At 70.6% G+C, this 22,578-nt stretch carries 22 protein-coding genes; 14 read left to right on the forward strand and 8 right to left on the reverse strand.

Annotated features, from left to right (window positions below):
- Positions 1–129, reverse strand: a 129-nt coding sequence (locus tag F4X11_08115) for a TPM domain-containing protein (protein MYN64977.1), incomplete at its 3' end; no start/stop codon positions are given.
- 28 nt (positions 130–157) lie between these two features.
- On the opposite strand from F4X11_08115, the gene F4X11_08120 reads away from it, so the two are divergent.
- From F4X11_08120 to F4X11_08145, 6 genes are all read left to right on the forward strand, one after another.
- Positions 158–1,132 carry a hypothetical protein gene (locus F4X11_08120; protein ID MYN64978.1) on the forward strand — a complete coding sequence of 325 codons (975 nt, stop codon included), beginning with the start codon at positions 158–160 and terminating at the stop codon, positions 1,130–1,132.
- A 4-nt stretch (positions 1,133–1,136) separates the two neighbouring features.
- A complete protein-coding gene (locus F4X11_08125; protein MYN64979.1) occupies positions 1,137–2,126 on the forward strand; it encodes a M23 family metallopeptidase in 990 nt (329 codons plus the stop codon).
- 209 nt (positions 2,127–2,335) lie between these two features.
- Positions 2,336–2,647: an RNA-binding protein gene (locus tag F4X11_08130; GenBank protein ID MYN64980.1), complete on the forward strand. Its 312-nt coding sequence runs from the start codon at positions 2,336–2,338 to the stop codon at positions 2,645–2,647.
- 101 nt (positions 2,648–2,748) lie between these two features.
- Positions 2,749–4,461, forward strand: coding sequence for a GMC family oxidoreductase (locus F4X11_08135; protein ID MYN64981.1), 1,713 nt, complete (start codon positions 2,749–2,751; stop codon positions 4,459–4,461).
- 19 nt (positions 4,462–4,480) lie between these two features.
- Positions 4,481–5,143, forward strand: coding sequence for a gluconate 2-dehydrogenase subunit 3 family protein (locus F4X11_08140; protein MYN64982.1), 663 nt, complete (start codon positions 4,481–4,483; stop codon positions 5,141–5,143).
- 130 nt (positions 5,144–5,273) lie between these two features.
- The gene (locus F4X11_08145; GenBank protein MYN64983.1) at positions 5,274–5,534 is read left to right on the forward strand and encodes a hypothetical protein; all 261 of its coding nucleotides are present in this window, start codon (positions 5,274–5,276) and stop codon (positions 5,532–5,534) included.
- Positions 5,535–5,672: 138 nt separating this feature from the next.
- Here the strand turns inward: F4X11_08145 and F4X11_08150 are convergent, their stop codons facing one another.
- The 3 genes from F4X11_08150 to F4X11_08160 all read right to left on the reverse strand — a co-directional run bounded on the left by F4X11_08150 (position 5,673) and on the right by F4X11_08160 (position 9,522).
- Positions 5,673–6,140, reverse strand: coding sequence for an Hsp20/alpha crystallin family protein (locus F4X11_08150; GenBank protein MYN64984.1), 468 nt, complete (start codon positions 6,138–6,140; stop codon positions 5,673–5,675).
- Between the two features lie 351 nt (positions 6,141–6,491).
- Positions 6,492–8,468 (reverse strand): M1 family metallopeptidase, encoded by a 1,977-nt coding sequence (locus F4X11_08155; GenBank protein ID MYN64985.1) that lies wholly within the window; start codon positions 8,466–8,468, stop codon positions 6,492–6,494.
- A gap of 103 nt (positions 8,469–8,571) precedes the next feature.
- Positions 8,572–9,522, reverse strand: coding sequence for a hypothetical protein (locus F4X11_08160; GenBank protein MYN64986.1), 951 nt, complete (start codon positions 9,520–9,522; stop codon positions 8,572–8,574).
- 180 nt (positions 9,523–9,702) lie between these two features.
- Between F4X11_08160 and F4X11_08165 the strand changes: the two genes are divergently transcribed.
- From F4X11_08165 to F4X11_08175, 3 genes are read left to right on the forward strand one after another with little or no spacing between them, the layout of a single operon-like run.
- A complete protein-coding gene (locus F4X11_08165) occupies positions 9,703–11,109 on the forward strand; it encodes a sulfatase-like hydrolase/transferase (protein ID MYN64987.1) in 1,407 nt (468 codons plus the stop codon).
- A 40-nt stretch (positions 11,110–11,149) separates the two neighbouring features.
- Positions 11,150–11,731 carry a sigma-70 family RNA polymerase sigma factor gene (locus F4X11_08170; GenBank protein ID MYN64988.1) on the forward strand — a complete coding sequence of 194 codons (582 nt, stop codon included), beginning with the start codon at positions 11,150–11,152 and terminating at the stop codon, positions 11,729–11,731.
- Entirely contained in the window at positions 11,721–13,391 is a 1,671-nt protein-coding gene (locus F4X11_08175) for a serine/threonine protein kinase (GenBank protein MYN64989.1), read from the forward strand. Before F4X11_08170 ends, F4X11_08175 begins: the two co-directional genes overlap by 11 nt.
- A 24-nt stretch (positions 13,392–13,415) precedes the next feature.
- Here the strand turns inward: F4X11_08175 and F4X11_08180 are convergent, their stop codons facing one another.
- Together F4X11_08180 and F4X11_08185 are read right to left on the reverse strand one after the other, a co-directional pair.
- Positions 13,416–13,982 carry a hypothetical protein gene (locus tag F4X11_08180; protein ID MYN64990.1) on the reverse strand — a complete coding sequence of 189 codons (567 nt, stop codon included), beginning with the start codon at positions 13,980–13,982 and terminating at the stop codon, positions 13,416–13,418.
- 192 nt (positions 13,983–14,174) lie between these two features.
- The gene (locus F4X11_08185; protein ID MYN64991.1) at positions 14,175–14,981 is read right to left on the reverse strand and encodes a nucleoside-binding protein; all 807 of its coding nucleotides are present in this window, start codon (positions 14,979–14,981) and stop codon (positions 14,175–14,177) included.
- A gap of 131 nt (positions 14,982–15,112) precedes the next feature.
- On the opposite strand from F4X11_08185, the gene F4X11_08190 reads away from it, so the two are divergent.
- Positions 15,113–16,429, forward strand: a complete 1,317-nt coding sequence (locus F4X11_08190) for a beta-lactamase family protein (GenBank protein MYN64992.1) — start codon at positions 15,113–15,115, stop codon at positions 16,427–16,429.
- A 110-nt stretch (positions 16,430–16,539) separates the two neighbouring features.
- Positions 16,540–17,877: a beta-lactamase family protein gene (locus F4X11_08195; GenBank protein ID MYN64993.1), complete on the forward strand. Its 1,338-nt coding sequence runs from the start codon at positions 16,540–16,542 to the stop codon at positions 17,875–17,877.
- Between the two features lie 14 nt (positions 17,878–17,891).
- Here the strand turns inward: F4X11_08195 and F4X11_08200 are convergent, their stop codons facing one another.
- Both F4X11_08200 and F4X11_08205 read right to left on the reverse strand, forming a co-directional pair.
- Positions 17,892–18,599 carry a DUF2490 domain-containing protein gene (locus F4X11_08200; protein ID MYN64994.1) on the reverse strand — a complete coding sequence of 236 codons (708 nt, stop codon included), beginning with the start codon at positions 18,597–18,599 and terminating at the stop codon, positions 17,892–17,894.
- Positions 18,600–18,603: 4 nt separating this feature from the next.
- Positions 18,604–19,341, reverse strand: coding sequence for a carbonic anhydrase (locus F4X11_08205; protein MYN64995.1), 738 nt, complete (start codon positions 19,339–19,341; stop codon positions 18,604–18,606).
- Positions 19,342–19,609: 268 nt separating this feature from the next.
- Here F4X11_08205 and F4X11_08210 point away from each other — a divergent pair, with 268 nt between their 5' ends.
- From F4X11_08210 to F4X11_08220, 3 genes are all read left to right on the forward strand, one after another.
- Positions 19,610–20,464 (forward strand): NYN domain-containing protein, encoded by an 855-nt coding sequence (locus F4X11_08210; GenBank protein MYN64996.1) that lies wholly within the window; start codon positions 19,610–19,612, stop codon positions 20,462–20,464.
- Between the two features lie 249 nt (positions 20,465–20,713).
- Complete coding sequence (locus tag F4X11_08215; protein ID MYN64997.1) at positions 20,714–21,169, forward strand: ribonuclease HI; 456 nt, start codon at positions 20,714–20,716, stop codon at positions 21,167–21,169.
- Between the two features lie 121 nt (positions 21,170–21,290).
- Complete coding sequence (locus F4X11_08220; protein MYN64998.1) at positions 21,291–22,535, forward strand: ATP-binding protein; 1,245 nt, start codon at positions 21,291–21,293, stop codon at positions 22,533–22,535.
- Positions 22,536–22,578 lie beyond the last annotated feature (43 nt).

The raw sequence follows: 22,578 nt of genomic DNA on the forward strand, positions 1-22,578 counted from the left end.
CCCCCCCACCCCCCCCCCCCCCCCCCCCGCCCCCCCCCCCCCCCCCCCCCCCCCCGGCCGGGAGGCGGCGGGCGGGAGACGTGGCGCGGGAAGCGAATCCCCGACGCCGAGAGCGAAAAAGACGGACAATGGACACCGAACGCGAAACGGGGATCTGATGGTGAACGCACTGCAGTCGCCGAGGCGCCCGGCGCAACCGGCCGGCGCGGACCTGGAAGCCGGCGGCGAGAATCGCGCTGTACTCACGGCGCTCTATCGCGGGCTGCTCGGGATCCGGGTCGCGCTGGCGGCGGCGCTTCTGGGCGGAACCGTCACCGCCGCCCCGGCGGCGGAGCTGCAGCCCCAGACGGTCGCGGCCTGGAACCGCTACGTCGAGGCGACGGAACGGCGCATCGCGGCGGAGCTGGAGAACGGGCGCCCCGACCGGTTCTTCGTGCGGGACTTCGGCGACGGCGCGGCCGAGGCGCGCCGGGAGGTCGTCGCCGGACGGATCCGCATCGACAAGTTGGAGACGCGCGATGCGGAGGGAGAGCCGATCCGGGTGCCGAAGGGGGCCATCCACCACTGGCTCGGCAGCGCCCTCATCCCGGACGTCACGCTGGAGGAAGTTCTTCACGCCCTCATCTACGCGGTCGAGCCGCAGGAGCTGCAGGACGACGTGATGGAGTCGCGCGTGCTCGCGCGCCCCGGCGAGGATCGGCTGGAGCTGTTCCTCAAGCTGCGCCGCAAGCAGGTCGTCACGGTGCACTTCAACAGCGAGCACGCCGCGGCATACACCCGCCACCGGCCGGGCCTGGCGTCGAGCCGCTCCGTCGCGACCCGCATCGCCGAGCTGGACGGCGCCGGTACGCCCCGCGAACGCGAGAAGCCGGTCGGCCGGGACCGCGGCTTCCTCTGGCGGCTGAACACCTACTGGCGGTACCAGCAGGTCGACGGGGGCGTCATCATCGAGTTGGAGTCGATAAGCCTGAGCCGGGGCATCCCGCGCCTCCTCCGCTGGATGGTGTCGCCGCTGATCAACCGGGCGGCGCGGGACGTCCTGACGCAGACGCTGGCGTCAATGGCCGAGGTTCTCAGCGCCCGCGCGCCGGCCGCGTTCGGCAAGCCGGCCGCACGCGCCCTGCACCCCTGATTCCATGCCCGATCGTCGCTGGCGTCCGCGGCGTCCTCTGCGTCCGCTGCCGCGGCCGGACCCGGCCGAGCGGCGGGCGATCGACGGCTGGGTGCGCGTCGTGCCCGGCGTCCTCGCGGCGCACCTGCTCCTGCTGGCGACGCTGTGGGCCCGGCCGGGGCACCTGGCCCTGTGGTTGTGGTACGGGGCGCCGATCGCCCTGGCGCTGACGACCGCCGTCCTGCTCGTCGCCTCGCGGCGGTCCGCGCATCGCTGGAAGCACGGCGCCAACGTCTGGCAATTGCTGGCCTACGTGGGCCTGTTCGCGGTGATCTTCACGCTGCCGGTCTACGATCCGTACCCCTCCTCGTACGACGAACGGCCGAGCCGCGTAGCGTTCCGCCTGCCCCTCGACGAGCCGCTGACCGTCGCCTGGGGCGGGCCGACCTCCGAGGTCAACTACCACGTGTTTCTCCCCGACCAGCGCTGGGCGTACGATCTGGTCGTCACGCGCGAGGGACGCACGTTCCGCACGGACGGGGTCGCCCTCGACGACTACCACGCCTACGGGTTGCCGGTGTACGCGCCGGCCGCCGGTGTCGTCTTCGCGGCGCACGACGGCGACCCGGAGGTGGAGATCGGGGCAACGCGCTGGGGCATGGCCGGTCTCGGCAATCACGTCGGCATCGAGGTGGCGCCGCGCGAGTACCTGTTCATCGGCCACCTACAGCCGGGAACCGTCGCCGTCTCCCGCGGCGAGCGCGTCATCGCCGGCCAGTTGCTGGGGCGCGTGGGCAACTCGGGCAACAGCAGTGAGCCGCACGTGCACCTGCACCTGCAGGATTCCATGCGTCCCTACTTCGGAGAGGGCATCCCGTTCCACTTCCACGGCTACCGTCACGAGGGCCGCGTCGTCACCCGCGGCATGCCGCAGGGCGGCCGGCGCGGCGGCCTGTACCGCGGCGACCGCATCGCGCACGTGCCGGCGGAGCAGGCGGCCGGCGGGAGCGAATGACCGCCTGCGCCCCACGATCCGGGCTTTGCATTCTGCACGGTCAGGGAGTAGTCTGGCCGTAGACTGCGGTTGCGGACCCGCTCACTCACCCCCATCGAGCACCCACGAGATCTGATGAGATTGGCCGTCCCGCCTCGGATGATCTTCGCTGCGATGGGTTCGGCGGGGCTCGGCGCGGCCGCACGGGGCGACACGGAAGGAGTCACCGGATGGGTCAGAGGTTGTACGTTGGGAACATTCCGTTTGCCGCGGGAGAGGACGATCTTCGCGATCTGTTCTCGCGGTTCGGAACCATCGAGTCGGTATATATCGTGACGGATCGGGCGACGGGACGCCCGCGCGGCTTTGCCTTCGTCGAGATGGTGAACGACGAGGACGCACAGAAGGCGATCAGCGAGTTGGACCAGACCGAGTTCCAGGGACGCCGACTCGCCGTCAACGAGGCCCGGCCGCGCGCGCCGCGGCCGGACGGACCGCCCGACGACGGCTTCCGCGGCCGGCGCCGCGAACCCCGCTGGTAGGACGTCGGGACGCCGCCCCGCGCGGCGTCCCGTTCCACCATCGGCCCGACGCGAATTCCCCCGGGGAAACGGACTTTTCGCAAGACTTGCAGCAGGTTCCCATGCCATCGGTTCAGCCCCGCACGGAGGTGCACGACGTCGTCGTCATCGGGTCGGGCGCGGGCGGGGCGACCGCCGCGCACGTGCTCACCGGCCTCGGTATCCGCGTCACGCTGCTCGAAGCGGGGCCGATGCTGGATCCGCTCACCGAGTTCAAGCAGCGCCGCTGGCCGTACGACTACGACCACCGGGGCGCGGAGGAGGGAGGCCGGCGCTACTTCGGCGGCGGCAAGCCGTTCGGGTTCTTCGCGACGACCAGCGGCGGCTGGGAGCTCGACGGCGAGCCGTACACCGTGGCCGACGGCACCAACGACTTCTGGTGGTTCCGATCGCGTATCGTCGGCGGACGGACCAACCACTACGGCCGCATCTCGCTGCGGTTCTCCGACTACGACTTCAACCCCCGCGATCGCGACGGCCTCGGCTGGAACTGGCCGATCACCTACGAGGACCTCGCGCCCTGGTACGACCGGGCGGAGGCGTTCATCGGCGTCGTCGGCAGCCGCGAGGGGATCCGGAGCGCGCCCGACGGCGTCTTCCACGATCCCCCGCCGCCCAAGGCGCACGAGCTGCTCATTCAGCGCGCCAGCGGAAGGATGGGCATCCCCTGCATTCCCAACCGGCGGGCGGTCATCACCCACGCCATCAACGGCCGGCCCGCCTGCCACTACTGCGGGCAGTGCGGCCGCGGCTGCCTGACCGGGTCGAACTACTCGGCGAGCCAGACGCAGATCTTCCCGGCGCTCGAGACCGGGCGGCTCGAGGTGATCGACCTGGCCATGGCGCGGGCGATCACCACCGGGGCGGACGGCCGGGTCGACGGGGTCGTCTACGTCGACAAGCGGACGGGACAGGAACGGCGGGTGCGCTGCCGCACGCTGGTCCTGGCCGCGAGCGCCTGCGAGTCGGCGCGCCTGCTGCTGAACTCGAAGACCGCCGGGCATCCCGACGGCGTCGGCAACTCGTCCGGCGTGGTGGGCCGCTACCTGATGGACACGGTGGGGTACGACATCGGGGGGACGGTGCCCGCGCTCGAAGGGCTGCCGCGCTACAACAGCGACGGGGCCGGCGGCGCACATCTGTACATGCCGTGGTGGGGCTGGGAGCGCCAGCAGGCGCTCGGCTTTCCACGCGGCTACCACATCGAGATCGGCGGCGGCTACGGCATGCCCGGCATCGGCGCCTTCGGCGGCGCGGCGCGGCGCGGCGGCTACGGCGCCGCGATCAAGGAGCAGGTGCGGCGCGACTACGGCACGCGGGTCTCTTTTGCCGGCCGCGGCGAGATGATCCCGAACGAGGCGAGCTTCTGCGAGATCGACCCCGACGTGGTCGACCGCTACGGCATCCCGGTCCTGCGCTTCCACTTCCAGTGGAGCGACCACGAGCGGCGGCAGGCGCGGCACATGCGCGAGACGTTCACCGAGCTCATCACCCTGATGGGCGGCGAGCCGCAGCCGCCGGGCGCCCGCGACGCCGCCGGGATCTCCATCGGCGGCAGCATCATCCACGAGGTCGGCACGGCCCGCATGGGAAACGACCCGCGGACGTCGGCGCTGAACGGGTTCTGCCAGTCGCACGATGCGCCGAACCTGTTCGTGTGCGACGCGGCGAGCTTCGTCAGCAACCCCGACAAGAACCCGACGCTGACCATCAACGCGCTCGCCTGGCGCGCGTCCGAGTACCTCGCCGAGGCGTTGCGCAGCGGCGACCTCTGAAACCGGGGGCGGAGAAGCCATGGGGACCGGGGCAAACGGAGCCGGCATCGTGACGACGACCGGCGGGACGGGGATCACGCGGCGCGAGGTGCTGCGGCAGTTGGCGCTGGCGGTCACCGCCGCGGGCGCGGGGATGTTCAACGTCGAGGCGGCGCGGGTGGTCCACGCCCTGGCCGGCGAGGCCCGGGCCCAGGCGGGCGGCTACTCGCCGGCGGCGCTGAGCGCGCACCAGTTCCGAACCGTCACCCGGCTCGCCGAGCTGATCGTGCCGGCCGACGCGGGCGGGGGGAGCGCCGTCGAGGCGGGCGCGCCCGAGTTCATCGACCTGCTCTGCAGCCAGAATCCGGACCTGATGGGCATCTACGCCGACGGGCTGGAATGGCTCGACACGGCCACCCGGCACGCCCAGGGCCGGACGTTCGTCGACGCCAGCGCCGCGCAGCAGACGGCAATGCTCGACGCACTGGTCGCCGCCGAGCGCGGCGAGCCGTCGTCTGCGGATCTGCGGGACGGCCTGGGCTTCTTCAACTGGGTCCGCGGGATGACGGTGGACGCCTACTACACCAGCCCGATCGGCATCGCCGACGTCGGCTTCGCGGGCAACCGCGTGCTCGCCGCGTACGAGACCCCGCGCGAGGCGACCGAGTTCGTCGCCCGCCGCGCGGACGAGCTGGGCCTCTGAACACCTGCCGCACAGGAGTTTCGCATCAGCGAGACTCCCAACGCGACCCGCCAGGGTTGGGCCTCTGATAGACTGAAAAGCCCCTGAGCGCCGCGCGCGCTCACCTCTTTCAGCAACCCGGAGGAGACGTATGGCGAACCGAGGTCGTCCCACCCAGACGAAGCGGCAACGCGAGCGTGCCCGACAGGAGCGTGCGCGCATGAAGACCGAGCGGCGCGCCGAGGCGAAGGTCCGGCGGCAGGAAGCCCCGGCCCGCCCCACCGACTTCGATCCCGACATCGCCGGGATGGTCCCCGGACCGCAGGCGATGCCCGATTGGCAGCGCGAGTTCTTCGAAGAGGAGCAGCGCGCCAAGGAAGCGGCCGAAAAGGCCGCGCGGGAAGGCAAGTAGGCCGCGCACCGCGGTCCGCGCACTGCCCGAAGCCGGCGCGCCTTTCCCCGCGGCACAACACAGCCGGCGACGACGATTGCCGCCCGGGGACAGCCCCGCTGCCCCCGGACGGCGTGACCCATCCGGCCGGTCCTGCGCCTAGGCGGCGTGCTCGACGCCGGCGCCGGAGTCGCCCGCGCCGATGGCGATGCGCCGCGGCCTGGCCGCCTCGGCCAGCGGCAGGCTCAGCACCAGCATCCCGTTGTCGTAGCTCGCCACGACCTTCTCCGCGTCGACGTTCGCCGGCAGCGTGAACGTCCGCTCGAAGCGGCCGTAGTGAAACTCCGACGTGTGCCCCGGGCGCTTCGTCTCGGTGCGCGTGCGCTCGCCGGAGATCGTCAGGCGGTTGCCGTGCAGGTCGATGTGCACGTCCTTCGGCGCGATTCCCGGCAGCGCCACCCGGATCTTCCAGCCGTCGTCGCCCGAGTCGACCTCCGTGGCCGGGATCCAGGCCGTCGCCGGCGCTCCCGCGCGCTCGTCGCCGACGTAGCGCCCGAACACCCGATCCATCTCCCGGTGCAGGCCGGTCAGCTCCTCGAACGGGTTCCAACGCGTCATGCTCAACATCGCGATCCTCCTCCTTCTGACGCCCTTCTTGCGCGTCCTTGCGCGCCGAATCCCGTGCCCGGCGCCGCGTTGTCCGTGTCATCCATGCATCCACTCTACAAGATGACTTTTTATGAGTCAAGTAATCTTAGTGTGTATCACTCACTCACGACAGATGAGACGGAAGCGAGCCCGGAGAAGTTCCCGGACCGGACAGTTTTCGCCTTGTGCGAGGCGGGATGTTCAGTGAAGGGGCCGCGGATCGGGGCTATGAGCCTGCGCCGCAGAAGGCAGCGAAGTGGCGAGGCGCAGGCTCCTGGGACGGTAGGGGCTGGGGCCGAACGCGGGGCCCTGGCGCCGGGTCTGGCGGCGCTAGCCGTCCCAACCGAGCAGCGGGTCTATCGAGCCGGTGGAGATCGGGTGATAGCCCGGGCGGGCCCGGCGGTAGATCGCGCGTGCCCGATCGCGGCCGGCCGGCGTCGCGGCCAGCGCCGCGTAGAGCGGCAGGATGAGCTTGCGCCGGCCGATCTCGAGGAGGTAGCGCTCGAGAGGGGCGTCCGCCGGACGGTAGGCGTTACGGATGGCAAGGAGAAACCACTGGTGGGCGATCTCGGCGTTCGGGGACCCGGTGAGCCCGAACGCGGCGTCCAGCTCCGCCATCCGCGCCGGTTCGAGGCGCTCGGGAAGGACGGCGAGGAAATGGAGCCACTCGTGCGTCGTCCAGGCCGCGGTCTCCAGGTCGGCCGCCCGCACCGCTCCGCCCGCCCACTGGGCCGCCGCCGTCTCGACGATGTCGAACGCATCGGACGCCGGCCGCGGCGCATCCGCCGGCAGGCCCGGGGCCCGGACCCACTCCTCCACGGGCACGGCGCCGGCCAGCGCCTCGTCGGCGAGCAGATGCTCGGCCGCGTAGGCGAGGAAATCGGCCGTCGTGATGCTGCGGAACGCGAAGTGGTCGAAGTAGCCGCGCAGGAACGCGTCGAACCGCTCGCGGCCGGCCGCCTCCTCGAGGCGGCGGAGGAACAACGCGCCCTTCTCGTAGGGAACCTGCGTCATCCCGGCATCGGGATCGCGGCCCGCGAGGTCGACGTGCAGGATCTGGTCGGCGTCGTCGAGCCGCTCGAGATCGGCGTGCAGGGCGCGCAGACCGAGCACCGCCTCCATCGCCTCGCGGTCCGGCCCGTACACCGCTTCCACGATGCGGCGCTCCAGATAGACGGTGAATCCCTCGTTGAGCCAGAAGTCGCGCCACGTGGCGTTGGTCACCAGGTTCCCCGACCACGAATGCGCCAACTCGTGGGCCACCAGCGAGACGAGACTCCGGTCGCCGGCCAGGATCGTCGGCGTCGCGAACGTCAGCCGGGGGTTCTCCATGCCGCCGAACGGGAAGCTGGGCGGCAGCACGAGCAGGTCGTAACGCTCCCAGCGGTAGGGTCCGTAGAGCTGCTCGGTCGCCGCCATCATCGACTCGGTGTCGGCGAACTCGTCGGCCGCCGCGTCCACCACGGACGGCTCCGCGTAGACGCCGGTCCGCTCGCCGAGCGAACGGAACGCGAGGTCGCCGGCGGCCAGCGCGATCAGGTAGGAGGGGATCGACTGCGGCATGTCGAAACGGTAGTCGCCGTCGGCCGCCGCTTCCGGATTGTTGGCGGCGCTCATCACGGCGCGCAACCCCGCCGGCGTTCGTATGCGGGCGCCGTAGGTGACCCGTACCGCGGGACTGTCCTGCAGCGGGATCCAGCTCCGCGCATGGATCGCCTGCGACTGCGTGAACATGAAGGGCTGCTCGCGGCCGGCGGTCTGCTCCGGCGTCAGCCACTGCAGGCCCGAAGCGCCGGGGCTCGTCTCGTAGCTCACCCGGGCGCGCGTCGCTTCGGGCGGCAGGACCACGGTGAGCGGGGCGCCCAGAACCGGGTCGGCCTCGGCCAGCGAGAAGGTCGCGGCGTCGAAGCCGCCGGTGGGCGACCAGCTCTCGACGGCGGTGATCGTCAGGTCGCGCGTGTCGAGGATCAGGGCGTCCGCGCCCTCCACCAGGCGGTCGAACGACAGCATTGCCGACCCGCGCAGGCGCCGCTCGTCGAAAACGACCTCCAGGTCGAGCTCGATGTGCGTGACCCGGATCTCGTCGCTGTTGGCATACGAGTGCAGGTCGCGCCGCGCGGGATCGTCCACCGGCCCGGCCGGGGTCGATGGCCCGGAATCACAAGCTGCCACGGCGCTGGTCAACAGGAGCGCCAGCAGTGCGCGTCCCGGGAAATGCTGCAGTCGCCGGCGGCGATGGGCGAGCGGTGTGCGCCGCAGGCAACGGGCCGCGCCCGGACGATGCTGGGCAAGCGGGAGTCGTCTCATCGAATGTGATGGAGATTTCGAGCACGGGTCATGAGAACGCCAGCGACGCGGCGGCCCGGGGATCGATGCCGCGCCGGGATCCCGGGCCGCCCGCTGACGAGTACTACCAGGGCATCTGCCGGTTGGTGTGGCGCCGCCCGCGATCCGCGGCCTCGGGACCCGGACCGGAGCCGATGCGCACGCCCTCGTCGATCATGGCGATGATGTTGTCGCCGTTCATCCCGTTGAGAAACGCCACGCCGGCCTTCTTCGTCGCCTCGAAGACCCGCGCCCGCGCGTCGACGAGCACCTGCGGCATCTCGGCGCGCTGGACGTTGTAGGACATCGACATGTCGCCCGGGCCCCACTCGGCGAACCCGACGCCCGGCACCGCCACGCTCTCCTCCGCGTTCTCGAGCGCGTGCCGGTCCTCGATCTTCAGGCCGACCAGGATCTCGCCGTTGGGATTCAGCGGCCACGGGTCGGCGAGCCGCTGGTACTCCTGGCTCGACACGCCCCAGATGCGCGCCGCGAAGCCCTGGCCGCCGCTGCCGCGGAGCCCCTCGCCGATCCCCTCGGTCTTCGGCGCGTGCGGATAGCGGGACGACTGCACGAGGATGCGGACCACCTCGGGCGTGCGCGCGTGCGCGAGCAGCACGCCGTGGACGCCGGAGCCGAGCACCTGCTCGACCATCCAGTAGTTGCCCCACATCACCTGCTCGTTGATGCCGCCCAACGGCAGCACGGCGACGACCGTCGGCGTACGGTGACCGCTCTTGGTCGGCCCGCCGTCGACGAGCCCCTGCATGAAGCCGCGCAGGGCGTCCATGTTGAAGGGGCTGTGCTCCATGTTGTAGGTGATGTAGTCGGCCCAGGTCTGCGCCAGGCGCACGCCCTCCTCGTAGCCGCCGCCGTTGACCTGCGTGTAGTAGACCGGCTGGTCCCGCTCGAACAGCTCGATCACCTTGTTGATCCGCTTCGGCGCGTAGACGTCGCCCGACTGCGCCGCCGGGATGCTGACATAGGCCACGACCAGCGCGAGTGCGAGTAGTCCGAATACGGTGAGTCTGCGCATGGCTCTCTCCTCTTGCAGTGCGTCCTCGCCCGGTGCGGCTGCCGGCCGGCGGCGCGGCTCCGTCCGGGCATCGGCCGCATCATAGCGCATTGCCGGACGCCGCCGCTCGGGCCGGCGGCGGTCGGCTCCGACCGTGCTCGGGCGCGAGTAGTAAGATGGCGTTCGATGAGAGACACCGCCATGCTCACGGGCGCCGCGCTGGCCGCCGCGGTGCTCGCCACCGCCTGCGGGTCGGGCACGGACCCGGCGGCCGGCGACCGGCCCACAGTCCCCGCCCGGCCGCGTCCCAACATCGTCGTCATCATGGCCGACGATCTCGGCTACGGCGACATCTCCGCCTACGACGGCTGGATCGAGACCCCCGCCCTCGACGCGATGGCCGCCGAGGGGGTCCGGTTCACCGATTTCCATTCCAGCGGGGCGGTCTGCTCCCCGACCCGCACGGGGCTGCTGACCGGCCGCTACCAGCAGCGGGCCGGCATCCCCAACGTGATCTACGCCAACCCGGCCTGGAACCGCCACCATGGCCTGCAGCCGCGGGAGACCACCATCGCCGAGCGCATGCAGGCGGAGGGCTATGCCACCGGCATCGTCGGCAAGTGGCACCTCGGCTACGAGGTCGAAACCAACCCCCTGCGCCACGGCTTCGACGTTTTTCGCGGCTACGTCTCCGGCAACGTCGACTACTTCTCGCACGTCGACGGCTTCGGCAACCACGACTGGTGGGACGGCGAGACCAACCGCGAGGAGCCGGGCTACGTCACCCACCTCATCAACGATCACGCGGTGGCGTTCATCGAGGAGCAGGCGGCCGCGGACGGGCCGTTCTTCCTCTACGTCGCGCACGAGGCGCCGCACTTCCCGTACCAGGGGCCGAACGACGCGGCGTTTCGCGTGGTCGGCGAGCAGATTCCGGAGACCCGCGAGCCCGAGCAGGTGCGCCGCGCCTACCGCGAGATGGTCGAGGAGATGGACACCGGCATCGGCGCGATCGTCGACACGCTGCGGCGGCTGGAGCTGGCCGGGCGGACGTTCGTCTTCTTCCTCTCGGACAACGGCGCCACGCCGGCCGGCTCGAACGGGCCGCTACGCGGCTTCAAGACGAGCCTGTGGGAGGGCGGACACCGCGTCCCGGCGCTCGCCTGGTGGCCCGGCGTCATCGGCGCGGAAACGAGCGGCGCGGTCATGACCAGCATCGATCTGGCCGCCACCGTGCTCGACGTCGCCGACATCCTGCCGCCGGAGGAGCGGCCCCTGGACGGGGTGAGCCTGCTGCCGCACCTGCTCGGCGGCGCGGCGCCGAATGAGCGCCCGCTGTTCTGGGCCTACCAGCAGGCCCGCCGGCCGGTGGAGCAGCTCGCCATGCGGCAGGGGGCCTGGAAGCTGATCGTCAACGGTCCCGACGGGCCGGACGTGGCGCTCTTCAACCTGGACGACGACCTGGGCGAGACCAACGACCTCGCCGACGACGAGCCGGAGCGCGTGGCCGCGATGCGCGAGGCGCTCGACGACTGGCGCCTCGAGGTGGAGGAGGGCGCCACCGTGCAGCCCGCCCCGCTCTTCTCACCGGGAGCGGTGGGACCTTGACGCGGCGCGGCATGCGGGTCGCGTCGACGGTCGCGTCAGCATGAGCGAACCGACCGCCGACCGCGTGAGCGCGCTGGCCGAGGGCGCCCGCCGGCAGGACGGCGCGGCGCTCGCCGAGCTGATGCCGCTGGTCTACGACGAGCTGCGGCGGCTGGCGCGCGGGTACCTCGGCCGCGAGCGGCGCGCGTTCACCCTGCAGCCGACGGCGCTCGTCAACGAGGCGTACGTCCGGCTGCTGAAGGACAGGAAGCAGGACTGGCGGACGCGCGCCCAGGTGATCGGCATCGCCGCCGTGGCGATGCGGCAGATTCTGATCGAGGCGGCCCGCGCCCGCGCCGCGCAGAAGCGGGGCGGCGACGTCGACCGCGTGACGCTGGACGAGGGCCTGGTCGCCGGCGACGAGCGCTCCGTCGACGTGCTGGCGGTGGACGCCGCGCTCGACAAGCTGGCGGCGTTCGATGCGCAGCAGGCCAGGCTGGTGGAGCTGCGGTTCTTCGGCGGCCTGACCATCGAGGAGTCCGCCGCGGCGCTCGGCATCTCCCCCGCGACCGTCAAGCGGCACTGGGCGGTGGCCAGGGCCTGGCTGCAACGCGAGATCACCGGTGGCGGCGATGGACGCTGAGCGCTGGCGCCGGGTCAACACGCTGTTCCACGCCGCGCTTGAACGCGGCCCCGGCGATCGGGACGCGTTTCTCGACGAGGCGTGCGCCGGCGACGCGGCCCTGCGCACCGAGGTGTTGTCGCTGCTCCAGATGCACAGCGGGCCGGGCGTCGTCGACCGGCCGGCCGTGGAGGCCGACCCCGCCCTGCTCCCGTCCAGCGACGACGACCCGCTGATCGGCCGCCGCCTCGGGCCCTACGAGGTCACGGGCCTCCTCGGGCGCGGCGGGATGGGCATCGTCTACCTCGGTCACGACACGCGGCTCCGGCGCCCGGTAGCCATCAAGGCGCTGCCGCCGGCGGTTACCCACGACGACCGGATGCGCGCCCGGCTGCGGCGCGAGGCTATGGCGGCCGGTGCGCTCTCGCATCCCGGCATCGCGACCGTCTTCGCGCTCGAGGAGTTCGAGTCGCAGCTCTACCTCGTCCAGGAGTACATCCCCGGCCGCACGCTGCGCGCCACGATGAAGCTGCGCGAGGGCCGGATGCCCCTCGCCGAGATCGTGTCCATCGCCCTCGACGTGGCCCGGGCGCTGGCCGCCGCGCACGCGCACGGCGTGCTGCACCGCGACTTGAAGCCGGAGAACGTGCTGCACACGCCCGACGGCGCGATCAAGGTGGTCGACTTCGGACTCGCGCGGTTCGAGCCGGGGGCCGGCCTCGCCGGCGACGAGACGCTGACCCGACCCGGCGCCACCCCCGGCACGCCCGGCTACATGGCGCCGGAGGTGCTGCGCGGCGACCCGGTGGACGCGCGCGCCGACCAGTTCTCGTTCGGGGTCCTGCTCTACGAGCTGCTCGCCGGCGAGCACCCGTTCGAGGGCACGGACGACATCACGACCGTGGCGCGGATTCTCGAGACGGAGCCGTCCGGTCTCGGCCCCGCTCGACGGGAGTGTCCCGAGTCGCTCGCCCGCGTCGTCACGACGTGCCTCGCCAAGGCGCCGCGCGACCGCTACCGCACGACGGCCGCGCTGGTCACCGCGCTGGAAGCGGCGCGGGAAGCCGTCGAGGCGGCAGCTATCGTCGACGTCGCGGCCGCGGACGGCGACGGCGCCGGTGCAGCGCATGGTGGGCGCGCCGCGGACGGCGACGGCGCGGCGTCGCCACCGGACGCCGGCGCGGCGGACGGCGCACCGGCCGTCAGCTCTACGCAGGCCGCCGGCGATCCGTCTCCGAAGCCGCCGGCCGCTACCCCGGGGCGCAGCGCCGCCGCGGACCTGCGCTGGTGGTGGCAGTTCCACCAAGTGGCGGTGAGCGTCGTCTACGCGCTGATGCTCTACCCCGTCTGGCGGGCGCGGGAATGGCTGCCCGCCCCCTGGGGGCTGGCCGCGTTCATGACGACGGTTGCGGTGGTCGGCGCCGCCGTCAACCTGCGGCTGCACCTCTGGTTCACGGCGCGCGTGTACCCCGGCCAGCTCGCCGCTCAGCGCCGCGCTTCGGCCCTGGGAAAGCGCCTGCTCGACACCGCGTTCGCGGTGCTGCTGCTGTCGATAGCGGCCGCCGTCGCCCCGAGTCACCCGCGCTGGGCCGCGTTCTTCATCGTCATGGCCATCTCCAGCGCCCTGAGCGCGCGCGTGATGGAGCCGGCCACGACGCGGGCCGCGTTCCCCGACGACTGAGTCAGGTCAGCACTACGCTGAATGCTAATCCAGCACGGTCAACGTGACGTCGACCCGGATGGTCTCGCCGCTGACGGGGTCCGCCGCGGCGACGTACTGCCGTGTCTGCCCGTCGCGCAAGACCAGCGTGTTGTCGGAGTCGAACGAACGAAAGACGGCCGGATACGACACCGGGGACGCATCGGCGGTGGTCCGGTCGTCGCCGCCGACAGACGATTCCTGGACACGGACGCCGACCTCGAACCGGCCGTCGCCCCGGGCGCGCGCGAAGCATGAGATCTGCGTACCCACACTCTGGTAGTTGAACGCTACGGGGCGGGACACACCGTCGGGACCAACGTTGGGCTGGCCGATCGGCACGGGAACCTGATCCTCCAATTCCAGGCTGCTCTCCCCTACTCCGGCAGTCACGGCGAGAACATACGGTCGACTGCCGACCGACTCGTCGCCCAAGTAGCGCGAGATCCGCACCTCCACGCTCAACGACACGGAATCGGTGACGTCCGGCGCCTGAGCCTGCGCCCGCGGCGCGATCGGCAAGACGAGGGTCAGGACAAGAACGACAGCCAGAAACATGGATTTCGTAGTCATCGATGCGCTCCGTGTAGAGGTCGAGACCGCCGGTTCGGAGGTCGATGCGCGGAACAACCGGGTTCCGGCCGGACAGACGTACCGCTGGGCTGGGCCCCAGCCGAACATTCTACCGGCCAGCTCGCGCTGGCAGCCCCGGTCCGTACCGGCGGACCCATTGCGCAGCAAAGGAGCGCCCGCCCCGGCCGCGGGTCACATACGCCACATCACCCACAACTGCGCCACGTTGTCGCCGCCGTCGACGCCCAGCTTGTTTCCCCAGTACTGGTACTCCACGCCGAGGAAGAGCTGGTTGGCGTGGCCGGTCAGCGCCTTGCCGACGTCCCAACCGAACTGCGGCTGCGCGAGGAGCGAACGCTTGACGGCATGGCCCAGCTCGTTGGTCGTCGCGCCCATGAACTTCGTGTGACCGGTGAACAGGAACGAGTGACGGCCGATGTCGAACCCGGCGCCCCAGTTGACGTCGAACACGAAGCCCGCGTCCGTGCGGGGCGCTCCGCCCCCCGCGATGCCCTTGCCCTTGTCGATCGCGGCCCCGAAGTCGGTGTTGAGAAAGAAAAAACCGGGCACGCTCCACGACAGCCGCCCGCCGGGCACGTACCGGAAGATGTTGGCGTCGCTGCCGAAGTTGAAGCCGCTGACGATGGCCACGTCCCGGATCGGTCCGGCGCCGATCCTGCGGTTCGAGACCCGGCCGAGGCTCAGCGTCGGATACCACTCGCCGTAGTAGCTCTTCTCGTTGAAGCCGTCCGCGCCGCCGTCGTCGGTGAAGTCGATGAAATAGAAGCTGTCGCCCAGCGACCAGCGCGACGCCTGCTGCACGGTGAGCACCGAGGCGTAGGCCCGCGTTCCCGTGAACGGGTTGACGAATTTCCCGTACTGGTAGTGGAACTCGGTCTGCGCACCCGCCGCCGCCGGCGCCCCCAACAGCACCAGCAGCATGAAGACCGGACCCCGGCGGCAGCGGCGCGGCGAACCGGGACGAGCCCAGTGCTTCACCCGCGAATGATAGCGGCGTTGCGGGCGACCCGGCGCCGTTTCCCGCGGCAACGGTCGCCGCGAGGGTCCGGCGGGCATCCGCTGCCGTTAGAATCTGATCACATCTTCAGATTCCCACCAGGAGGATCCCTTTGCCGACAGTCAGACCGTGGCGTCTCGTCCCCGTCGCCGCCGCCCTCGCCGCTCTTGCACTGGTCGTCGCGACGTTCTCCACCCAGCCGCTCGTCGCCGGGCGCGCCGGCGGGGCAGCGACCGCGGCAGCCGATCTGGAGACCGTCGACCCCGCCGCCGTCGGGCTCTCGGCCGAGCGTCTCGAACGGCTCGACGCCGGTCTGCAGGCGATGGTCGACGACGGCCGGCTGGCCGGCACGGTGGCGCTGCTCGCGCGCCGCGGCAAGATCGCGTTCGTCGACGTGGCCGGCGTGCAGGACATCGAGAGCGGCCGGCCGATGGAGCGCGACTCGATCTTCCGCATCTTCTCGATGACCAAGCCGATAACCGGCGTCGCCATGATGATGCTCTACGAGGAGGGCATGTGGCGGCTGAACGACCCGGTCTCCCGCTACATTCCCGAGCTGGCCGGTCTGCAGGTCCTCGCCGGCGAGAACGAGGACGGCTCGATGAAGCTCGTGGACGCCGACCACGAGATGACGATGCGCGAGTTGATGACCCACACCGCGGGGCTCGGTTACGTGCTGAATCCGCGCCACCCGGTCAACCGGCTGTTCCTGGAGAAGCGGGTGCTGAACCCGATGGAACCGCTGTCGGCGATGATCGACAAGCTGGCCACCGTGCCGCTGCTGGCCCAGCCGGGGACGCGCTGGATCTACAGCGCCGCGGTGGACGTGCAGGGCTACCTGGTGGAGAAGCTGTCCGGGCAGCCGTTCGCCGAGTTCCTCGACGAGCGCATCTTCGAGCCGCTCGGCATGGTCGACACCGGGTTCCACGTGCCGCCGTCGGAGGTCCACCGGGTGGCGCTGCGGCACACGGCCGGCGAGGACGGCGAGCTCGTGCTCGACTCGCGCGGCGACCCGTTCACCAGCCCGCCGGCCGGACCGTCCGGCGGCGGCGGCCTCTACGGCACGGCCGACGACTACATCCGGTTCACCCAGATGCTGCTGAACGGCGGCGAGCTCGACGGCAGGCGGTTGCTGTCCCCGCGCACCGTCGAGATGATGCGCACCAACCACATGTCCGCCGAGGCGACGGCCCACATGCGGCCCGGCATGGGCTTCGGCATGGACTTCATGATCTACGACGACCCGGCGGCGGCCGGCGAGCCGCACGCGCCCGGCGCGTACTACTGGCTCGGCATCGACGGCACGTGGTTCTGGATCGATCCGGCCCTCGACCTCGCGTTCGTCGGCATGATCCAGCACCGGGGCGAGGCGCAGGGCCGTGTGCACGGGCTGTCACGCAACTGGGTCTACCAGGCGATCGTCGACTGAGCGCGGCGTGACGGAGGACCGACCGCGGCGTGGAGGGCGGACCGAGCGCCGCGGGACGGAAGAACGGCAGGACGACATGGCGGTGTGATGGAAAGCGCAGAGGTGACATCGTGCGAGAAGCAGTGACCCGTTGGCGGTTGGCGTATCTCCCGGCGGCGTTCGCGGCGTTCGGCATGCTCTCGACGAGCTTCCTGACCGCGGCGCCGATGGCGGCCGAGCGGACGGCGGCGGCCCCGGCCGCAGCGGAACGGGCGGCGGCGCGGGACCTGGAAACGGTGGACCCGTCCGCTGTCGGGGTCTCCGCGAAGCGCCTGGAACGGCTCACCGCCGGCATGCAGGGGATGGTCGACGACGGCAGGCTCGCCGGCGTGGTGACGCTGATGGCGCGCGGCGGCAAGCTGGTCCACGCGCACGTCGCCGGCGTCCAGGACGTCGAGAGCGGCGCGCCGATGGAGCGCGACTCCATCTTCCGCATCTACTCGATGACGAAGCCGATCACCGGGGTGGCGCTGATGATGCTCTACGAGGAAGGCAAGTGGCGCCTCAACGATCCGGTGTCGCGGTTCATCCCCGGCTTCGCGGACCTGAAGGTGCACGACGGCGATCGGGCCAACGGCGAGCCCCGGCTCGTGGGCGCCGAGCGCCCGATGACGATGGCCGAGCTGATGTCGCACGCGGGTGGCCTGGGCTACGGCCTCGGCACCGCCAACCACGTCGACCGGCTCTACCGCGAGCAGCGCGTGCTGAACGCGGACGAGTCGCTGCAGGCGATGATCGACAAGCTGTCCAACCTGCCGCTGCTGGCCCAGCCGGGCACGCGCTGGTACTACAGCATCGGCGTCGACGTGCAGGGCTACCTGGTCGAGCAGATCTCGGGCCAGCCGTTCCCCGAGTTCCTGCAGGAGCGCATCTTCGACCCGCTCGGCATGGTCGATACGGCGTTCTACGTGCCGGAGGAGAAGCTCGACCGCGTGGCCCTCATCTACGGGGAGGGCGAGGACGGCGGGCTCGAGCGGTTCGACATGGGCCCGACCCGCACCGGGATGCCGGCCGGCCCGTCCGGCGGCGGCGGCCTCTGGGGCACGGCCGACGACTACCTGCGCTTCACGCAGATGCTGCTCAACGACGGCGAGCTCGAAGGCGTGCGCCTGCTGGCCCCGCGCACCGTCGAGATGATGGCCACCAACTTCCTCTCGCCGGAGGCGCTCGGAACCATGCGCCCCGGCCAGGGCTTCGGCCTCGACTTCGCCACCGTGCACGATCCGGCTGCCGCGGGCGAGCCCTACGCCAAGGGCACCTATTACTGGGGCGGCGCGGCCGGCACGTGGTTCTGGATCGATCCGCGAACCGACCTGACGTTCGTCGGGATGATCCAGCACCGCGGCGCAGCGGTCCGCGAGGTGCAGGGGATCTCGCGCAATCTCGTCTACCAGGCGGTCGTCGACTGAGGGGGCGGAAGGGTTCAGAAGGATGAGTGGAGACTGATCTGGACTTGCCCCTTCGAGCCACCTGGCACCGTCTGGATCATGTAGCCGGCCTGGATTTGCGACCGGTCGCTGATTCCGAAGCCAAGTGCGGTATAGAACCGGTTGCGGTCGAAGCGCTCTACCGTCCGGTCTCGCCCGACTTCCAGCTCCCCGTTTACGAAGACTTCGTTGTACAGCGCCAGGTAAATCGACCCGTCTCCGGTCCCGCGTCCATTCAGCGCGACATTGCCGAACAGGGCGTAGCGAAACCGCGTCCGGAAGTCGTGGCCGTCGACCCAACGCTGTTCGTAGCGGTAGCGGTGGCGCAGAAAAACGTGCCCTCCCAAGGACTGGCTGAGCAACGCCTCCTGATACACGCGCCGCTCCGCGCTGGTCTCGTCGCTGTCGCCGAAGGCGCCGCTAGTGATGTGCGCCACACCACCGGTTAGCAGCACGGGGGACTCGGGCAGGGCGTAGGTCAGGCCACCGCGGATCAACAACTGCTCCAGGTCGGTTCCCGCGTTCCAGTTGCGGTGCTGCACGTCGCCCTGCAACCCCACCTGCGTGTCGTCGAAGCGAGTCGACCAGAACAGCATGTACCAGGCGCCGAGCTGGTCCCAATCGACCGGCGTCTGCGCCGGGGCCGCACCGGGCAACAGCAGCGCGCCGACGAGAACGAGGACGCAGACCAATACGCGCGGCATGGGATCAGATGAAGCGCACGACACCGGTGGAGACGTCGTACATCGCGCCCACGATTCGGATCTCTCGTTCCTGCTCCATCGTGGCCAGTACGGGACTTTCCCGCCGAATCTCCTCGATCACCATGCGCACGTTCTCCTCGGCAACGCCGTCGACGTAGCCGGCGTTGTCGACATCGCGCTCGCCCTCGATCGCCTCCACGGCCGGGTCGATCTTCTGCACGAGCTGGGTGAGATTGCCGAGCCGGGCGCTGCTGATGGCCCCCTTCACGGCGCCGCACGAGGTGTGTCCGAGGACGACCACGAGCTTCGACCCGGCGAGTCGACAGGCGAATTCCATGCTGCCGAGCAGCTCGGTGTTCACGATGTTGCCGGCGACCCTGGCCGAGAAGATGTCCCCGATCCCCTGATCGAAGACCGTCTCGATGGGGACCCGAGAATCGATGCACCCGAGCACGACGGCGAACGGGTATTGCGCGGCGGCGGTCGCTCGAATCTGATCGCCGTAGTCGCGACGGGCGGGAGTCCCGGCGACGAATCTCGCGTTGCCGTCGGCAAGGAGCGTGAGGGCGGCGTCAGGCGTGAGAGCGGCCTGTGACGCAGCATCCTGCGCCGGCACGAACCCCTGGTCGACTGCCGCCTCGGCGGGCGCCGAGCCGGCCGAGAACTCACGCGCGGAGCATCCCGCCAGGGCCAGTCCGGCGGCCGACAGGTCGAAACGTCGTCCGAAGGCTTGGCGCGGCATCGCGGGCAGCGTGCTTGAGGTGCCGGCGGCGGGCACGGGTGCGATCCTATCGAACATCTCGTTTTCTCCGCGTTCGGCCGTATGGGCAACGTGTCGGCCACAACGGGGAAGAACCAGTGCCTGACGGCACATGCTACCACGGACTGTCCTGGTCGCTGGAGGTTCGGACGTATGATCGTGCGTCCGGGCGTCGGGCGGCCCGGGGCGCGCGCGGCCGCGAATCGCGCCCTGCGAAGGAGCCGCGTCCGTCGGAAGCGAAGGAGACAGTGTGAACGGTGACAGCAACCTCGCGGTGTTCTGCGACTTCGAGAACATCGCCCTCGGCGTCCGGGACGCCAAGCTGAAGAAGATCGACATCCGGCCCATCGTCGAGCGGCTGCTGCTGAAGGGCAGCATCGTGGCCAAGAAGGCCTACTGCGACTGGGAACGCTACAAGGAACACAAGCCGACGATGCACGAGGCGGCGTTCGAGCTGATCGAGATCCCGCACACGCGGATTTCGGGCAAGAACTCCGCCGACATCCGGATGGTCGTCGACGCGCTCGACCTCTGCTACACGAAGGAGCACATCGACACGTTCGTGATCGTGTCGGGCGACTCCGATTTCTCGCCGCTGGTGAGCAAGCTGCGCGAGAACGCGAAGTCGGTGATCGGGGTCGGCGTGAAGAGTTCCACATCCGACCTGCTGATGAACAACTGCGACGAGTTCATCTTCTACGACGATCTCGTGGCCGAGCGCAAGCCGGCCCGCCGCCGTGCCCGGAGCAAGCCGCGCGCCAAGGCCGAGGGCCCGGCCGAGAGCGCCCCGGCCGAGAGCGCCCCGGCCGGGAAGAACGGGAAGAAGCCGGAGCCGGCGCCGCAGGACGATCCGGCCCAGAAGGGGCTCGACCTGGTCGTGCAGACCGCCGAGGCGATCTTCGCCGAGCGCGGGGACGGCGCCAAGCTGTGGGGATCGATGATCAAGCAGACCCTGAAACGCCGGCGGCCCGGCTTCAGCGAGTCGGCGTACGGGTTCGGATCGTTCAACGACCTGCTCGAGGAGGCGCAGTCCAGAGGCCTTCTGGATCTCGATCGGGACGAGCGGTCGGGGGGCTACGTGATCACGGGCATCGGCCGGGAGTAGGCGCTCCGGGTCCGAAGCAGGGTCTGTCGTATCCTTTCCGCCGTGCCCCGATTCACCTGCCAGGTATGCCGCGCCTCGTTCGAGGTCGCACAGGCCCTGATCGACAAGTATCCCGGCTGGCAACCGAAGTACTGCCGGCAGCATTCGCCGAAGAAGAAGACGGCTGCGCGGCCGGCCGGACGCGCTTCCCGCGGCGGGGCGGATCGCGGCCGCACCCTGCGGGAGGAGAACCTCACCGTCGCCGAGGTCCTGGCCAAGTACGAGGACGGACCCGACCGCGGCGTCTTCACCGACGGCAGCGCGGTGCCGAACCCCGGCCCCGGCGGCTGGGGCGTGGTCTGGGTCGAGAACGGCGGGATCGTCTCGCAGGCGCACGGCCACGAGCCGGACACGACCAACAACCGCATGGAGCTGCGGGCGCTGATCGAGGCCTTCACGATGCTGCCGGCCGACGCCGAGATCGACGTCCTCAGCGACAGCGAGCTCTGCGTGAACACCGTCACCCGCTGGGCGCCGGCCTGGGAGCGCGCCGGCTGGAAGCGGAAGGCCGGCCCGATCAAGAACCTGGAGCTCGTGCGGGAGCTGCTGGCGCTCTACCGCGCGCACCCGTCGTGCAAGCTGAAGTGGACGGCCGCCCACGCCGGCAATCGCTGGAACGAGTACGCCGACAGCCTCGCCACCGCCTGGATGCGATCCACGCTGTGAATGCCGCGGGCGTCGACCGACGTGGTGAGCAACGGTTCGCGCAACACCGCATCTCCCGCCCGCGCGTCGTGCAAATGTAATATGTTGTGTTCGTTTTGATCCATCCGCGGCGAGCAAACCGATGCCGTACGTCCCACGCGCACTGGCAGGCACCATCCGGCGGGCGATGCGTACCTTCCCCGCCGTGCTTGTCACCGGTCCCCGCCAGACCGGCAAGACGACCCTCCTCCGCGAGGAGCTCGGCGACTCGCACCGCTACGTGTCTCTCGAGCGGCCGGACGTGCGCGACGTCGCGCGCGACGACCCGCTCGGCTTTCTGGCCGACGCCGGCGAGCGCGTCATCCTCGACGAGATCCAGTACGCGCCGGAGCTCCTGCACTACATCAAGGACGACATCGACGTTCATCGGCAGCCGGGCCGCTGGCTGCTGACCGGCTCGCAGGACTTCGCGCTGATGCGCGGCGTGAGCCAGACCCTGGCGGGGCGGATCGCGGTGCTGCACCTCGATCCCTTCGCCGTCTCGGAGGTGCTCGGTGCGGCGGCCCCGACAAGCCTCGGCAATCTGCTGGAGGGCCTCTGCACGGACCCCGGCAATGACGTCCCGGAGTTCGACCTCGCCGACTGGCTCCACCGCGGCGCCTGGCCCGAGCCGCGCCTCAATCCCGAGGTGGATCGCGACCTCTGGATGCAGAGCTACGTCCAGACCTACCTGGAGCGCGACCTGCGGAACATGGAGCGGGTCAGCGATCTGGAGACGTTCCGCGCGTTCTTCTCCCTCGTCTGCGCGTCGACCGGCCAGGTGCTGAATCTCGCGCGCCTCGGACGCGACGCCGGCGTCAGCGCCCCGACCGCGCGCCGCTGGCTGAACCTGCTGGTCACGAGCCGCCTCGTCGTGCTGCTGCCGCCCTATCACCGGAACTTCGGCAAGCGGATCCGGAAGAGCCCGAAGCTGCACGTCATCGATCCCGGTCTGGCAAGCTGGATGCTCGGCTACCGGACCACGGACGCCATCATGAACGGACCGGCGCTGGGCGCGCTGACGGAATCGGCCGTGGTGGCGGAGCTGACCAAGATCAGCCATCACGGCGGCGGCGCGGCGCGGCTCTATCACTGGGACGGCCTGCCGGCGGAGGTCGACATCGTGGCCGAGGTGGACGGCCGCCTGTACGGCATCGAGGTGAAGGCGACCAGAACCCCGACCTCGCGGCATGCGGACAACCTCGCCCGCTGGTGCGAGCTCACGGGCGCACAGGGCATCCTCGCCTGCCGGACCGACCGCGCCCGCCACCTCGGCCGCGGCATCCGCGCGGCGCCGTGGCATTTCTGCGTTGCGGGGTCGACGCTTCCGGGGCAGCACGATCATTGAACCGATGTTCTTGCAGAGACGACGAATGCGCCGTTCCGGCAAG

It is taken from the genome of Acidobacteriota bacterium (genome assembly GCA_009861545.1).
Lineage (GTDB): Bacteria > Acidobacteriota > Vicinamibacteria > Vicinamibacterales > UBA8438 > WTFV01.

Excerpts from the sequence above, each read along its gene's own strand:
- F4X11_08155 (MYN64985.1), bottom strand. The coding sequence starts at position 8,468 with ATGAGACGACTCCCGCTTGCCCAGCATCGTCCGGGCGCGGCCCGTTGC.
- F4X11_08170 (MYN64988.1), top strand. The coding sequence starts at position 11,150 with ATGAGCGAACCGACCGCCGACCGCGTGAGCGCGCTGGCCGAGGGCGCC.
- F4X11_08165 (MYN64987.1), top strand. The coding sequence starts at position 9,703 with ATGCTCACGGGCGCCGCGCTGGCCGCCGCGGTGCTCGCCACCGCCTGC.
- F4X11_08120 (MYN64978.1), top strand. The coding sequence starts at position 158 with ATGGTGAACGCACTGCAGTCGCCGAGGCGCCCGGCGCAACCGGCCGGC.
- F4X11_08130 (MYN64980.1), top strand. The coding sequence starts at position 2,336 with ATGGGTCAGAGGTTGTACGTTGGGAACATTCCGTTTGCCGCGGGAGAG.
- F4X11_08160 (MYN64986.1), bottom strand. The coding sequence starts at position 9,522 with ATGCGCAGACTCACCGTATTCGGACTACTCGCACTCGCGCTGGTCGTG.
- F4X11_08200 (MYN64994.1), bottom strand. The coding sequence starts at position 18,599 with ATGCCGCGCGTATTGGTCTGCGTCCTCGTTCTCGTCGGCGCGCTGCTG.
- F4X11_08205 (MYN64995.1), bottom strand. The coding sequence starts at position 19,341 with ATGCCGCGCCAAGCCTTCGGACGACGTTTCGACCTGTCGGCCGCCGGA.
- F4X11_08140 (MYN64982.1), top strand. The coding sequence starts at position 4,481 with ATGGGGACCGGGGCAAACGGAGCCGGCATCGTGACGACGACCGGCGGG.
- F4X11_08220 (MYN64998.1), top strand. The coding sequence starts at position 21,291 with ATGCCGTACGTCCCACGCGCACTGGCAGGCACCATCCGGCGGGCGATG.
- F4X11_08150 (MYN64984.1), bottom strand. The coding sequence starts at position 6,140 with ATGTTGAGCATGACGCGTTGGAACCCGTTCGAGGAGCTGACCGGCCTG.
- F4X11_08145 (MYN64983.1), top strand. The coding sequence starts at position 5,274 with ATGGCGAACCGAGGTCGTCCCACCCAGACGAAGCGGCAACGCGAGCGT.
- F4X11_08180 (MYN64990.1), bottom strand. The coding sequence starts at position 13,982 with ATGACTACGAAATCCATGTTTCTGGCTGTCGTTCTTGTCCTGACCCTC.
- F4X11_08125 (MYN64979.1), top strand. The coding sequence starts at position 1,137 with ATGCCCGATCGTCGCTGGCGTCCGCGGCGTCCTCTGCGTCCGCTGCCG.
- F4X11_08135 (MYN64981.1), top strand. The coding sequence starts at position 2,749 with ATGCCATCGGTTCAGCCCCGCACGGAGGTGCACGACGTCGTCGTCATC.
- F4X11_08175 (MYN64989.1), top strand. The coding sequence starts at position 11,721 with ATGGACGCTGAGCGCTGGCGCCGGGTCAACACGCTGTTCCACGCCGCG.